The following is a 13,512-nucleotide window of genomic DNA, read 5'->3' as shown; positions in this document are numbered from 1 at the left end:
TTCCACCTACTGTTCGTGCAGTTCATCCAGGGGCTGGCCCCTCAGTGTGTGCGGCGCGGACACCGTGGGCAATTGTGAAAGTCACAGACGGATACCCTCATATATGTGGCCACCAACAAACTCACTGTCGAGGACCTGCTCTCCTTCCCCGCGCTCCAGCTCACCGTGCGGGCGGGCAGCGGCGGCCTGGGGCGGTCCGTCTCCTGGGCGCACGCGAGCGAGCTGGCCGATCCGACGCCGTGGCTGCTCGGCGCCGAGGTGATCATGACGGCGGGCCTGGCGGTGCCGCGCACGGCCGCCGGGCAGCGCGCGTATCTGGAGCGGCTGGACGACGCCGGGGTCTCCGCCCTGGCGCTCTCGGCGCAGCTGCACATGCCGCCGCTGCACGACGCGTTCTTCCGGGCGGCCGAGGAGCGGGGCTTCCCGGTGCTGGAGGTGCCGCTCGCCGTGCCCTTCATCGCGGTGTCCCAGGAGGTGGCCGCCTCGGTTCAGGAGGACGCCCGGTACCGGCTGGGCGCCCAGCTCCAGGTCTTCGGTTCGCTTCGGTGGCTGGTGGCCGAGGATCTGGACACGCCGACGCTGCTGCGCCGCCTGGAGCGCCTGTCGGGGTACGACGTGTATCTCTGCACCCCGCAGGGGCGCCCGCTGCTGCCCGGGGTGCCGGTACCCGAACCGGGGGTGCTGCCCGCCTCCGCGGACGCGCCGCCGACCATTCCGGGCGGTTTCGTGCTGCCGGTACCGGCGCCGGGCGGTCCGGCGGGATTCCTGGTGGCGTACGAGCGCGAGGGCGCCCAGCCCGCGGGGCTCGCCGTCGTCCAGCACATCGCCACGGTGGCGGCGCTGCGCGTCGCGATGGTGCGCAACGAGCGCGAGACGCTGCGCCGCGAGGGTGCGGAGACCCTGGCCGAACTGCTCCAGGAGGTCCTCGACCCGGAGACGGCGCGGCGCAGGCTCGCGCGGCACGCGATCGAGGGCGACACCGTGCTGATCGTGATCCGCCGTGCGACGGAGGAGGCGCTGCTGCGCTGCCTCCAGGACCACCCGCATCTGCTGCTGACGTGGGGTGAGGACCGCTATGTGCTGGGCTCCCCCGAGCTGGCCGGGGAGATCGGCGGCCTGCCCGACGTGGCTGCGGGGATGAGCCGCCCGTTCCTGCCGGGCGACGCGCTGCGGGTGGCGCAGCGGGAGGCGCTCTGGGCGGTGTCGAAGGCCGTCGAGTCGGGCCGGCCGGTGGTCCGCTACGGCGACGACTCGACGGGCCGCTGGCTGCCCGAGGACCCGGCGGTGCTGACGGCGCTGGTCGAGCATGTGCTCGGTGAGGTGCTGCGCTACGACGCGGCCCATGACTCGCAGCTGCTGGTCTCGGTCCGCACCTGGATGGAGCGCGACCGCCGTACGGAGACGGCCGCGGCCGCCCTGCACATCCATCCCAACACCCTCGCCTACCGGCTGCGGCGCTTCGGTGCGCTGACCGGCCGGGACCTGGGGGCGACGGGCGCCCTGGCGGAGGTCTGGCTGGCCATTCAGGCGGCGGGCACGCTGGGGCTCACCGACTGAAGGGACCGGCTGCCCCCAGGACCGGAAGGACCGCCCGCCCGTAGGACTGGAGGACCGGCTGCCCGTAGGCTCGTCGGCAGGCCCGGTGAACAGGAGGCGGCGCGTGCCGGTGGAGATCACCTGGTGGGGACATGCCACCTGCACGATCGAGGACTCCGGGGTCCGGGTCCTGACCGACCCCCTTTTCGTACGGCGCTTCGCGCATCTGCGGCGGCGCCGCGGGGCACTGCCCGGTCCGGCGGCCGCACTCGCCGATGTGGTCCTCATCTCGCATCTGCACTCCGACCATCTGCATCTGCCGTCGCTTGCCCGGGTCGCCCCGGGCGCACGGCTGGTCGTTCCGCTGGGCGCGGTCCGGGCCGTGCCGGCGCTGCGGCTGCTGCGCAAGGTGCGCGGGCTGCGGATCACCGAGGTGGCGGCGGGCGACGAGGTACGCGTGGGCGGGGTCCGCATCCGGGCCGTGCCGGCGCTGCACGACGGCCGGCGGCTTCCGATGGGCCCGCACCGCTCCCCCGCCCTGGGGTACGTGGTGGAGGGCGGGGCGCGCACCTACTTCGCCGGGGACACCGGGCTCTTCGACGGCATGGCGCAGGCGGTCGGCCCGGTGGATGTGGCCCTGCTGCCGGTCGGCGGCTGGGGGCCGTTCCTCGGCCACAGCCACCTCGACGCGGAGCGCGCCGCACAGGCGCTGGTCCGGCTGGCACCGCGCTCGGCCGTGCCGGTGCACTACGGCACGTACTGGCCGGTCGGGATGGACGCGATCCGGCCCCACGAGTTCCATTCGCCGGGCGACGAGTTCGTCCGCCGGGCGGCGCTGCTGGCACCCCGGGTGAGCGTGCACCGGCTGGAGCACGGCGAGCACGTGCGGCCGGAGGCCGACGGGTGATCCAGGAGTTCCTGCGGCAGTCCACGCAGCTGCCCCCGGAGTCGACGCAGCAGGCGGTCGGCTATCCGTCCCTGTTCCTGCTGGTGGCGCTGGGCGCCCTGGTACCGGTGGTGCCGACGGGTGCGCTGGTGAGCTCGGCGGCCGTGGTGGCGTTCCACCAGTCGGCGCCGTTCGCGCTGCTGGTGGTCTTCGCGGTGGCGTCGTCCGCGGCGTTCCTCGGCGACATCTGCCTGTACTGGCTGGGGCAGCGCGGGATGCGGTCGAAGAACGGTTCCAAGTGGCTGCGGGCGATCACCGACCGGGCCGCGCCGGAGCGGCTGGCGCAGGCGCAGCGGAAGCTGGACGAGCACGGGGCGATGGTTCTGGTGCTGTCCCGGCTGGTGCCGGCGGGACGGATCCCGGTGATGCTGGCGTGTCTGCTGGGCAGGATGGAGCTGCGGCGCTTCGCCCGGGGCGATGTGCCGGCCTGCCTGGCGTGGGCCGCCACGTATCAGCTGATCGGGATCCTCGGCGGTTCGCTGTTCCCGGAGCCGTGGCAGGGTGTGGTGGCGGCGGTGGGCCTGACGCTGCTGATCAGCGCGGCCCCGGCGGTGTGGCGCCGGCTGCGGAGGGCGTTCGGCGGGTGACGGCTCAGGGCTCCGGTGCGGTTCGGCCGGTGCCGGTATCGGCGCGCGGCGGCTCAGGACTCCGGCACGGCCCGGCCCGGCCGGTGACGGTACGCGGTTCGCTCACGGTGCCGAGCATCCGCGAGCCGCCGATCGGAAGGTCCCAGAGCCGCTCGCGCGGGTGACCCGCGCGTTGCCAGGCGGTGCGCAGCCGGGTGAGCGGCTCGAGTACGGGCTCCGCGGAGAGCAGGAACGTCGCCCAGTGCATCGGGGCCATCGCGCGGGCGCCGAGATCCTCGTACGCCTGCACGGCCTCCTCCGGGTCGGTGTGCACGTCGGCGAGCCACCAGCGTGGTTCGTACGCGCCGATCGGCAGCAGGGCGAGATCGATGCCGGGGTGGCGGCGGCCGATCTCGGTGAACCAGTGGCCGTATCCGGTGTCCCCTGCGAAGTAGATCCGCTGTCCGGGGCCGGAGCCGGCGGTGTCCCGGATCACCCAGCCGCCCCACAGCGAGCGGCAGGTGTCGGTGAGGGTGCGCCTGGACCAGTGGTGCGAGGGCACGAAGTCGAAGCGGACGCCGTTCAGCTGCGCCGACTCCCACCAGTCGAGTTCCGTGACGCAGCCGAAGCCCCGGCGGCGGCACCAGTGGCCCATCCCGGCGGGGACGAACAGCGGGGTGTGCCGGGGCAGTCTGCGCAGGGTGGGGGCGTCGAGGTGGTCGTAGTGGTTGTGGCTGATGACGACGGCGTCGACGACCGGCAGGTCCTCCCAGCGGACGCCGACGGGGGTGATCCTGGCCGGGGTGCCGAGGATGCGGCGGGACCAGACGGGGTCGGCGAGCACGGTCAGTCCCCCCGTGCGGATGATCCAGCTGGCGTGCCCCACCCAGGTGACGGAGGTGGTGCCGGCCGGGGTGGCGGGCAGCGGTTCGGGGGCGTACGGCAGCCGGTGGATGCCACGCAGCCCCTCCGCGTTGGGCCGGATGGCGTGCTCGCGGGCCAGCCGGGACACGCCCATGACTCCGGGCAGCGGCGCGGTGAGCCGGTCGGCGAAGCTGCTGGGCCACGACCGCACCTCTCCCAGGGGGCGCTGTTCGACGACCTCACCGCAGGACACCCGGTGTGTGTCCTGGGCGAGGGAGCGCTCGGTCTGGTCCGTCATCGAGGGGCTCCCGTCCCGGGTGTGCCGGCGCGGCGCGTCAGCGGAGTTCGTCGAGGGCTGCTCGGAGAATGCTCAGGGCTGCCGCGACGTGCGGCAATTCGAGGGGCTCCGCGGCGGTGAGGGACTCCGTCTGCTGCTCCGGGGTCGACCCGAGCAGCGATCCGGTGCCCAGCCGCACCCGCAGCGCCCCGAGTTCGTCGCCGAACCGGTGGCCGCCGGGGACCGGCGCCCCGAGTCGCTGTGTGAGGTACTCCTCCAGCTCCAGCGAGTCCGTGACCCCCCGGGCACCGAGCCGGGAGCGGAGGGGGCCGAGGTCCGCGTAGAGGTGGCGGCCCGCCTGCGGGGGCCGGGCCAGCGCACCGGAGGCGAGCACCGCCCGGTGGGCCGCGGCGGCGACCTGTGCCTGCATCGCGGCCGCCCGGCGGACGCGTTCGGTGACGGCGGCCGGTTCGCGCAGGGCGTGGGCGGCGGCGGCCGCCACCGGGCCGGCGACGAAGGCGCCGAGCGCGGTGAGGATGTCGAGCGTACGGGCGTGACGCACCGCCGCCCGCGCGGTGTCCGGGAACCGGGCGACCGCGACCGGCCAGGCCGACGGGGTCAGCGCACCGGACAGATCGGAGACGACCGTGACGTCGTCGGGGCACATCTCCGCCGGGCTGAGCAGCACGGTGTCGTGCGGCCGGTGCAGGGTGTCGCGCCAGGTATCGTCGCTGACGATGTGCAGCCCCTCGGCGACGGCGGCCTCGCAGGCCTCGCGCACGAGCTCGGGCGGGGCGACGGTGGCGGTGGGGTCGTCGACCACCGAGATCAGCAGCAGGCGCGGTCTGCCGCCCTCGGCGCGCACCCTGCGTACGGTCTCCAGCAGGGCGTACGGGTCGGGCACGCCGCCGCACTCGGCGGGCGTGGGCACGTGGTAGGCGGGTCTGCCGAGCAGCCGGGCCTGCGGGATCCAGGAGGCGGGGCAGGGGCGCGGCATCAGTACGTCGCCGCCGTGCGCGGCGATCAGGGCGAGCAGGAGCGCGGAGGTGCCGGGCGCGGCGGCGACGTGCTCGGGGCCGCCGCGCAGTCCGCGCCGCTCCCAGTAGGCGCAGGCGGCCTCGCGCAGGGCCGCCGACCCGCCGGCCGGTTCGGGTGCGCCGTCGCCGGCGGCGGCCGCGAGCACTTCGGCCAGTTCGGGCAGAACCGGCAGCCCGGGTCCGGGCGCGGGGGGTCCGTACCGTACGGGCCCGCGGTCCTCCCGGATCCTGTCCGCGCCGTGCTCCTGACGCCCGGTCCGCTCCCGGCCCATCCGGGCCTCCTTCGCCGCCGCTCGGTCACCTGACCCCGCCGTCTCGCCCTGGGGCCCTTTATACGAGGGAACGGGCCCGGGCGCCTGCTCTACCGCGAAGCCGCCCGGGGGCCTTAGCACGGCCCGGCCAGGTGTGCGCGGCGTCCGCGATCCCGCCCGCGGTGCGCCCCATTGACACTCGCCCCGCCGCGTCACTACGGTCACGCCAAGATTTCGAACGAGTGACGAAATATCGAACAAACCGAGGGGCAACTCCCGTGCGCATCACCGGAATCAGCACCCATGTGGTCGGAACACCCTGGCGCAACCTCACCTATGTGCAGGTCCACACCGACGAGGGGCTCACCGGTGTGGGCGAGACCCGGATGCTCGGCCGCACCGACGCCCTGATCGGCTATCTGCGCGAGGCGGAGGCCAACCACATCGCCGGTTCGGACCCGTTCGCCGTCGAGGACCTGGTACGCCGGATGAAGTACGGCGACTACGGGCGGGCCGGTGAGATCGTGATGTCCGGCATCGCGGTCGTCGAGACGGCCTGCTGGGACATCAAGGGCAAGGCGCTGGGCGTGCCGGTCTGGCAGCTGCTCGGCGGGAAGGTCACCGACCGCGTCAAGGCGTACGCCAATGGCTGGTACACCACCGAGCGCACCCCGGAGGCGTACCACAAGGCCGCCTCCGCGGTCGTCGCGCGCGGCTACCGGGCACTGAAGATCGACCCGTTCGGGACGGGCCACTTCGAGCTGGGCCAGGAGGAGACCCGGTACGCGGTGTCGCTGATCGAGGCGGTCCGGGACGCGATCGGCCCTGACACCGAGTTGATGCTGGAGATGCACGGCAGGTTCAGTCCCTCGGCCGCGGTGCGGATCGCGCACGAGATGGCGCCCTTCCGGCCCGCCTGGCTGGAGGAGCCGGTGCCGCCGGAGAACCTCAAGGCGCTCGCCAAGGTGGCGGGCAGGGTCGATGTGCCGATCGCCACCGGTGAGCGCATCCACGACCGGATCGAGTTCCGCGAGCTGTTCGAGTCGCAGGCCGCCGACATCATCCAGCCGGACGTCGGACACATCGGCGGCATCCTGGAGACGCGCAAGCTGGCCGCGACCGCCGAGACCCACTACACGCTGATCGCTCCGCACAACGTGGGCGGCTCGGTGCTGACCGCGGCAAGCCTCCAGGTGGCAGGCTGCACACCCAACTTCAAGATCCTGGAGCACTTCAACGACTTCGCGGACGCCGGAATCAAGAAGGTCGTACGGGGCGCCCCCGAGGTCGACCCCGCGACCGGCTGCTTCGAGCTCTCGGACGCCCCCGGTCTGGGCGTGGAGCTCGATGTGGACGCCGCGGCCGAATTCCCGCAGCAGCAGGCCCGGTTCGATCTGTGGGCCGAGGGCTGGGAGAAGAGGCAGCCCGAGTGAGCGCCGCACCCGCCCGCTCGCGGGCGATCACGATCGACCGGCCGGGCGGGCACCGGCTGACGGACGGACCGGTTCCGGAGCCGGGCCCGGGCGAGGTCCGGGTACGGGTGGCGGCCGCCGGGATCTGCATGAGCGACCGGGAGGTGTACGACGGCCATCGCGATCCGGCCTATGTGCGCTACCCGGTGGTGCCCGGTCACGAGTGGTCCGGCACGGTCGAGGCCGTCGGCACGGGCGTCGATCCGGCCCTGACCGGCCGGCGCACGGTCGCCGAGGGGTTCCGCTCCTGCGGCAGCTGCGAGCGCTGCCGCAGTGGTGAGACCTCGCTCTGCACCACGGGGTACGACGAGACGGGGTTCACCCGGCCGGGCGCCTTCGCCGACCATGTCGTGGTGCCCGCACGGCTGTTGCACCCGCTGGCCGACGACGCGGACCTGCGCGCCGCCGCGCTGCTGGAGCCCGCCTCCGTGGTCGCGGGGGCGGTGCGCGCCGGGATGCCGGAACCGGGCGAGCGGATCGCGGTCGTGGGCGCGGGAACGCTCGGACTCCTCGCGGTCCAGCTGCTGGCCGCGGTGTCGCCCGGGGAGCTGACGGTGATCGACCCGCGGGACCAACGGGCGTTCCAGGCCCTTTCGTTCGGGGCCGGCGAGGCGCTGACACCTCAGGAGGCCGCGGAGGTGCGCGGCCGGTACGACCTGGTCGTGGAGACCGCGGGGGCGCCGAGCACCGCCGCCGATGCCTGCCTGCTGGCGCGGCGCGGCGGCCGGGTGGTGCTCACGGGGATGTTCGCCCCCGGGGCCACCGGCATCGATCCCGTGCATCTGTCACTGAGCCAGCTCACCGTGCGCAGCGTGTTCGGGGCGTCCTCGGCGTCCTGGTCGTACGCGGTACGGGCGTTCGGCGCCGGGCTGCTCGATCCGGCGGCGCTGATCACGCACGAGTTCCCGCTGGAGAGGTTCGCGGACGCGGTGGCCCTGGTCGGGGGCGGCGGCGCGGGGACGGGCAAGGTGCTGATGCGTCCCTGAGGGCAGCCCGTGGGCGGGCCGAAGGCCCGGCGCCCATCCGTCCCTGAGGGCAGCCCGCGGGCGGGCAGCCGACCCGGCGCCCGCGCCCCCATTTGCCCGAACCCCGTCCGACCCACCGAACAAGAAAGGCCGCTCATGACCGCCACCTCCCCGGCCCCGTCCGGCTCCCCCTCCACCGTCCGGCGCCCCGGTGAGCCCGCGCTCGGCGTGCTCGGGCTCGGCGCACCCGCGGCCGATCCGGCCGACGCCTCCCCGCACACCTTCCCCGACGGCGGCACCTGGCGGACCGAGATCCCGTCCGTCGAGGGGCCGGAGGCGCTCCGTGTCGTACTGGAGGAGAGTGCCCGGCTGGACGTACCCGTCCACCGGATCAGCCAGGGCAGCGGCATCTGGATGCTCAGCGACTCCGAGATCACCGACATGGCCGAGGGCTGCGCCGAACGCGGCGTCGAGCTCTGCCTGTTCACCGGTCCGCGCGGCAGCTGGGACACCGGGGCCTCGTTCCGCAGCGGCTCCGGCGGGGCCGGACTGCGCGCCCGGGGCCATGACGCCCTGGCCGGCTGCGTCGAGGACGCCCTGCGCGCATCGGAACTGGGTGTCGGATGCCTGCTCGTGGCGGACGAGGGGGTGCTCTGGACGCTGCACCGGCTGCGCGCCCGGGGCGTGCTGCCCGCCGGCACGACGTTCAAGGTGTCGGCGCTGATCGGCCCGGTGAACCCCGCTTCCTACTCCGTCTTCGAACAGCTCGGCGCGGACTCGGTGAACGTTCCGTCCGATCTGACGCTCACTCACCTCACCGAGATCCGAAGGGTGTCGGCCGCTCCGATGGACCTCTACATCGAGGCTCCGGACGACCTCGGCGGATATGTGCGGATGTACGAGGCAGCCGAGCTGATCCGGCGCGGCGCCCCGCTCTATCTCAAGTTCGGCCTGTCCAGGGCCCCGGGCATCTACCCGTACGGCGCCCATCTGCGCGACGTCGCCCTGGAGACGGCGCGCGAGCGGGTGCGGCGCGGCCGGCTCGTCCTGGACCTGCTGGCCCGGCACGGCGCAGCCGGGAACATGTCACCCCTTGGCTCCCGGCTGCCGGGCACGCTGCGCCGCTTCCCGGCCCAGTGACCGCCGCCGGGCGGGTCCGTTCACGCGGACCCGCCCGGCACCCCGGGCCCTTCAGCCCGCGAAGGGCGTGCCGGGCATTCCCCGGCCTGCGTCCGGCAGGACCAGCAGCGACCCGGAGAGCGGGTGCGGGGCCCCGAGGCCGGTGCGGGCCGTGGAGATGTACAGGTCGCGCAGGTCCGGGCCGCCGAAGGCGCACGCCGTCGGACGCCGTACGGGCAGTTCGACCGTGCGCTCCAGCGTCCCGTCGGGGGTGTAGCGGTGCAGGGCGGCCCCGTCCCAGAGGGCGACCCAGACGGCCCCCTCCGCGTCGACGGTCAGCCCGTCGGGGTAGCCGGCACCCTCCGGAACGAAGGCGAACGGGCGCCGTCCCACGACCTGTTCGCCGTCGACGTCGAAGACATCGATCCGGCGGGTCGGTGTGTCGATGTAGTACATGAGCCTGCCGTCCGGGCTCCACCCGGTGCCGTTGCTGCACGCGACCAGCGGCAGCACCCGGGAGGCCGTGCCGTCGGGCGCGATCCGGGTGAGGCTGCCGCCGGTCTCCGAATCGTCGTAGCGCATGGTCCCGGCCCACAGCGCGCCGTCCGGTGCCACCGCCGCGTCGTTGCCGCGCCGGCCCGGCTCGGGGTCGTGGACCAGCCAGCGGAAGGCTCCGTCGGCGTCGTACAGGCCGATGCCGTCGCGCAGATTGACGACCAGCCCGCCGCCCGCCCGCGGCTTGGCCGCTCCGACGTGCTGTTCGGTGGCCATGACGGTCCGCCGGCCGGTCGCCGGGTCGTAGGTGTGGATGCGTGCGGAGAGGATGTCGACCCAGATCAGCCGCCCGGTGGCGGGGTCCCAGGTCGGCCCCTCGCCGAGCTCGGCGTGCTCGCGTACGGCGATGTCGACGTGCCGGCGGCTCACTTCCGACCCCCGTGGTGTCCGAGCCGGCCGGAGAGCGCGTCGGCGCCCTCGACCGCGAGGGAGGCCAGCTCCTCCTCGCGCTCCTCGCTCCAGCGGATCATGGGCACGGAGATGGAGAGCGCGGCGACGACATGTCCGGAGCGGTCGCGCACAGGCGCGGCGACACAGCTCACATCGGGGTTGGACTCCCGGTGCTCCACCGCGACGCCCCGCTCCCGCGCCGAGGCGAGCACGGCGCGCAGCTCCCCTTCGCCGGTGATGCTGTGAGGGGTCATGCCGGTCAGTTCGAGCCCTTCGAGGCGGGCATCGAGCTCCCGGGCGGGCAGCGAGGCGAGCAGCATCTTGCCGACGGAGGTGCAGTGGGCGGGCAGCTTCCGGCCGGCCGCCGACACCATCCGGACCGCGTGGGTGGAGTCCACCTTGGCGATGTAGATGACGTCGGCCTCCTCCAGGATCGCCACGTGAACGGTCTCCCCGCAGGTCTCGGCCACCTGCCGGGCCACCTGCCGGCCCTCGGCGGCGAGGTCGAGCTGCTCGGCGTACCGGCTGCCCAGCTGGTAGGTGCGGACACCGAGGCGGTACCGGCCGGGCTGGTCCGGGAGCGTGACCAGGTACGAGCGGGCGGCGAGCGTGGTGAGCAGCTCGTGCACGGTGGTGCGCGGGAGCTGAAGCCTGCGGGTGACCTCGGGCGCGGAGAGCGTCCCGTCGCCCTGGAGGAAGAGTTCGAGTACGTCCAGCGCCCGGGTCACCGCGGGGACGAGTCGCCCCATGGTCGTGCACCACCCTCTCGTGTTCGACATTCCGGCGTGTTCGACATTCCGGTCAGTGACCGGCATCACGAACGCAGGCTAAGCGTGGGGCACATGCCGGTGCAATGACGAAGTGACGTCGGGCACTCGACACCCGTACCGAATGATCGTGTTTCGGCGAGTATGCGACTGAATATCCAGTGAGTGGGGCAGCCCGATGGCTCCGGTCGGCGGTCCCGGCCGCGCCGTCGGGGCGCGCCTGCCGGTTCGGGGCGGCCGGGCAGGGTATTCGCTGTTCCATGTCGTCACCGAGCACCTCTTCACCTCTGCCGCGGTCCACCGGACTGCCGAGCCTGCTGCACCGCGGCGATCTGGCCGTGTTCCACCACCTGGCCCAGCGGCACTGGCCGGCGGCCGGTCCCGTACTGCCGCGGCTCAGCCGCAGCGCCAACCACGGGCTGCTCTGGCTCGGCGCCGCGGCGGGTATGGCCGCCTTCGGCGGCAGCGCCAGGGCCCGGCGGGCGGCGCTGCGCGGGATCGCCTCCCTGGCGGTGGCCTCGGCCGCGATCAACACGGTCGGCAAGGGCGCGGTCCGCCGGGAGCGGCCGCTCCTGGAGGCCGTACCGGTGATCCGGCGGCTGAAGCGCCAGCCGGTGACGACGTCGTTCCCATCCGGGCACGCCGCGTCGGCTGCCGCCTTCGCCACCGGGGTGGCGCTCGAGTCGAAGGGCTGGGGAGCGGTCGTCGCGCCCGTCGCCCTGTCCGTGGCCGCGTCCCGCATCTACACCGGGGTGCACTACCCGAGCGATGTGCTGGCCGGGGCGGCACTGGGCATAGGGGCGGCGTTCGCCCTGCGCGGGGTCGTACCGACCAGGGGGCAGCTGCCCGCACCGGGCAGACCGCCCGCCCACGCCCCGGCCCTGCCGGGCGGCCGGGAGCTGGTCGTCGTCGTCAACCGGGAGTCGGGAACCGCGACCGCCACCGCCGCCCTGGTGCGCGAGGCACTCCCCGACGCCGAAGTGGTCGAGTGTCCGCCCGAGGAGCTGTCCGCCGAGCTGGAGAAGGCGGCGGGCCGCGGCCGGGCGCTGGGCGTCTGCGGCGGCGACGGCACCGTCAACCGCGCGGCGGCGGTGGCCGCCGTGCACGGCCTGCCGCTCGCCGTGTTCCCCGGCGGGACGCTGAACCACTTCGCGTACGACCTGGGGATCGAGACCGTGGCCGACGCCTGCGCCGCGCTCACCGGGGGAAACGCGGTCCGGGTGGACCTGGGCCGCTTCCGGCCCGGACCGGACGGGCCCGGCGGCGCCCCCGGCTACTTCCTCAACGCCTTCAGCCTGGGCGCCTACCCGGAACTGGTACGGACACGCGAGCGATGGTCCCCGCGCATCGGCGGCTGGCCGGCCGGCGTCCTCGCGGCCTTCCAGGTGCTGCGCGGCCAGCGTCCGCTGGAGGCCGAACTGCAGGGCCGGCGGCGGCCGCTGTGGCTGCTGTTCGTCGGCAACGGCCTGTTCCAGCGGGTCGGTCCCGCGCCGGGCCGGCGGCACAATCTCGCGGACGGCCTGCTGGACGTACGGGTCGTGCACGGCGGCCGGACGCCCGGACTGAGGCTGCTGGCGACCGCCGTGGCGGGCCCTCTGACCCGCTCCCCCATGCACGCCGCCGTCCGCAGGCAGCGGGTGCGCGTCGCCGGGCTGAAGCCCGGGACTCCGTACGCGTACGACGGTGAAGTGGCACACAGCGAAAGCGAGTTGATGATCGACAAGCTGCCGGAGGCGCTGACGGTCTACTGCCCGATGCCGGTGTGAGACCGCCCCGGGCGGGCGCATGCGAAGGGGCGGCCGACGCCAAGCCGGCCGCCCCTTCGCATGCGCCCGCCCCCTCTCACGGATGTCCACATCGCAAGATACCCATCTCATCATTCGGCATGAGGGCATACGGTGGCCGTACCGATCAGCGCTTCGCGGTTCGCGTTTCGAGAGAGGAAGCACGGTCATGTCCAAGGAGACCGCCGTCTACACCCACGGCCATCACGAGTCGGTACTGCGCTCGCACCGCTGGCGCACCGCCGCAAATTCCGCGGCCTACCTCATCGGCGAACTCCGTTCCGGCATGAGCGTGCTGGACGTCGGCTGCGGTCCCGGCACCATCACCGCGGACCTGGCCCGACTGGTCGCACCCGGCCGGGTGACCGCCGTCGACACCACGCAGGAGATCCTGGACCAGGCAGCCGGAGCGGCCGCCGAACACGGCCTGGGAAACGTCGGGTTCGCCATCGCCGACGTGCACGCCCTGGACTTCCCCGACGACTCCTTCGACGTGGTCCACGCGCACCAGGTACTCCAGCACGTCGGCGACCCGGTACAGGCGCTGCGCGAGATGCGACGGGTCTGCCGCCCCGGCGGCATCGTCGCCGCCCGCGACAGCGACTACGCGGCGATGACCTGGTTCCCCGAGTCGCCGGTCATGAACGACTGGCAGCAGTTGTACGGCCGGGTGGCACGCGCCAACGGCGGTGAGCCGGACGCGGGCCGCCGGCTGCTCTCCTGGGCCCGGCAGGCGGGCTTCACCGACATCACACCGACGGCCGCCTCCTGGTGTTTCGCCACCCCCGAGAGCCGGGACTGGTGGAGCGGCCTGTGGGCGGACCGGACGACCGGCTCGGTCTACGCGAAGCTGGCGGTCGAGGGCGGCCACGCGACGCCCGAAGAGCTGACGGCGATCTCGGAGGCCTGGCGCACCTGGGGCGAGCAGGGTGACGGCTGGTTCATGGTCCCGCACGGCGAGGTGCTCTGCCGCGCCTGAGCGC

At 73.9% G+C, this 13,512-nt stretch carries 12 protein-coding genes; 8 read left to right on the top strand and 4 right to left on the bottom strand.

The window, feature by feature from the left end:
- Positions 1-105 precede the first annotated feature (105 nt).
- The 3 genes from OG782_RS32075 to OG782_RS32065 all read left to right on the top strand — a co-directional run bounded on the left by OG782_RS32075 (position 106) and on the right by OG782_RS32065 (position 3,069).
- Positions 106-1,557, top strand: a complete 1,452-nt coding sequence (locus OG782_RS32075; protein ID WP_406456985.1) for a PucR family transcriptional regulator — start codon at positions 106-108, stop codon at positions 1,555-1,557.
- Positions 1,558-1,660: 103 nt separating this feature from the next.
- Complete coding sequence (locus OG782_RS32070) at positions 1,661-2,443, top strand: MBL fold metallo-hydrolase (RefSeq protein WP_406456983.1); 783 nt, start codon at positions 1,661-1,663, stop codon at positions 2,441-2,443.
- Positions 2,440-3,069 (top strand): DedA family protein, encoded by a 630-nt coding sequence (locus OG782_RS32065; protein WP_406456981.1) that lies wholly within the window; start codon positions 2,440-2,442, stop codon positions 3,067-3,069. Before OG782_RS32070 ends, OG782_RS32065 begins: the two co-directional genes overlap by 4 nt.
- A gap of 4 nt (positions 3,070-3,073) precedes the next feature.
- Here OG782_RS32065 and OG782_RS32060 read toward each other — a convergent pair whose 3' ends face one another.
- Positions 3,074-4,210, bottom strand: a complete 1,137-nt coding sequence (locus OG782_RS32060; RefSeq protein ID WP_406456979.1) for an MBL fold metallo-hydrolase — start codon at positions 4,208-4,210, stop codon at positions 3,074-3,076.
- A 37-nt stretch (positions 4,211-4,247) separates the two neighbouring features.
- Positions 4,248-5,498 carry an aminotransferase class I/II-fold pyridoxal phosphate-dependent enzyme gene (locus tag OG782_RS32055; protein WP_406456977.1) on the bottom strand — a complete coding sequence of 417 codons (1,251 nt, stop codon included), beginning with the start codon at positions 5,496-5,498 and terminating at the stop codon, positions 4,248-4,250.
- A 257-nt stretch (positions 5,499-5,755) separates the two neighbouring features.
- Here OG782_RS32055 and OG782_RS32050 point away from each other — a divergent pair, with 257 nt between their 5' ends.
- From OG782_RS32050 to OG782_RS32040, 3 genes are all read left to right on the top strand, one after another.
- Positions 5,756-6,910 (top strand): mandelate racemase/muconate lactonizing enzyme family protein, encoded by a 1,155-nt coding sequence (locus OG782_RS32050; protein WP_406456975.1) that lies wholly within the window; start codon positions 5,756-5,758, stop codon positions 6,908-6,910.
- On the top strand, positions 6,907-7,935 hold the full coding sequence (locus OG782_RS32045; RefSeq protein ID WP_406456973.1) for a zinc-binding dehydrogenase: 1,029 nt from the start codon (positions 6,907-6,909) through the stop codon (positions 7,933-7,935). The genes OG782_RS32050 and OG782_RS32045 overlap by 4 nt, the downstream gene beginning before the upstream one ends.
- 135 nt (positions 7,936-8,070) lie before the next feature.
- Positions 8,071-9,054 (top strand): hypothetical protein, encoded by a 984-nt coding sequence (locus tag OG782_RS32040; RefSeq protein WP_406456971.1) that lies wholly within the window; start codon positions 8,071-8,073, stop codon positions 9,052-9,054.
- 51 nt (positions 9,055-9,105) lie between these two features.
- Here the strand turns inward: OG782_RS32040 and OG782_RS32035 are convergent, their stop codons facing one another.
- Together OG782_RS32035 and OG782_RS32030 are read right to left on the bottom strand one after the other, a co-directional pair.
- The gene (locus tag OG782_RS32035; protein ID WP_406456969.1) at positions 9,106-9,957 is read right to left on the bottom strand and encodes an SMP-30/gluconolactonase/LRE family protein; all 852 of its coding nucleotides are present in this window, start codon (positions 9,955-9,957) and stop codon (positions 9,106-9,108) included.
- The gene (locus tag OG782_RS32030; protein WP_406456967.1) at positions 9,954-10,727 is read right to left on the bottom strand and encodes an IclR family transcriptional regulator; all 774 of its coding nucleotides are present in this window, start codon (positions 10,725-10,727) and stop codon (positions 9,954-9,956) included. The genes OG782_RS32035 and OG782_RS32030 overlap by 4 nt, the downstream gene beginning before the upstream one ends.
- 278 nt (positions 10,728-11,005) lie before the next feature.
- On the opposite strand from OG782_RS32030, the gene OG782_RS32025 reads away from it, so the two are divergent.
- Together OG782_RS32025 and OG782_RS32020 are read left to right on the top strand one after the other, a co-directional pair.
- Positions 11,006-12,511: a bifunctional phosphatase PAP2/diacylglycerol kinase family protein gene (locus OG782_RS32025; protein ID WP_406456965.1), complete on the top strand. Its 1,506-nt coding sequence runs from the start codon at positions 11,006-11,008 to the stop codon at positions 12,509-12,511.
- Between the two features lie 187 nt (positions 12,512-12,698).
- Entirely contained in the window at positions 12,699-13,508 is an 810-nt protein-coding gene (locus OG782_RS32020; RefSeq protein ID WP_406456963.1) for a methyltransferase domain-containing protein, read from the top strand.
- The last annotated feature ends 4 nt before the right edge of the window (positions 13,509-13,512 follow it).

The sequence above is a fragment of the Streptomyces sp. NBC_00876 genome (assembly GCF_045207435.1).
GTDB lineage: Bacteria > Actinomycetota > Actinomycetes > Streptomycetales > Streptomycetaceae > Streptomyces.
Note: the sequence above shows the minus strand (reverse complement) of the source record. Positions and strands in the feature narration are given on the sequence as shown.

Bases quoted from the DNA above. Each gene is read 5' to 3' on its own strand.
- OG782_RS32025 (WP_406456965.1), top strand. From the start codon at position 11,006: ATGTCGTCACCGAGCACCTCTTCACCTCTGCCGCGGTCCACCGGACTG.
- OG782_RS32055 (WP_406456977.1), bottom strand. From the start codon at position 5,498: ATGGGCCGGGAGCGGACCGGGCGTCAGGAGCACGGCGCGGACAGGATC.
- OG782_RS32040 (WP_406456971.1), top strand. From the start codon at position 8,071: ATGACCGCCACCTCCCCGGCCCCGTCCGGCTCCCCCTCCACCGTCCGG.
- OG782_RS32030 (WP_406456967.1), bottom strand. From the start codon at position 10,727: ATGGGGCGACTCGTCCCCGCGGTGACCCGGGCGCTGGACGTACTCGAA.
- OG782_RS32060 (WP_406456979.1), bottom strand. From the start codon at position 4,210: ATGACGGACCAGACCGAGCGCTCCCTCGCCCAGGACACACACCGGGTG.
- OG782_RS32020 (WP_406456963.1), top strand. From the start codon at position 12,699: ATGTCCAAGGAGACCGCCGTCTACACCCACGGCCATCACGAGTCGGTA.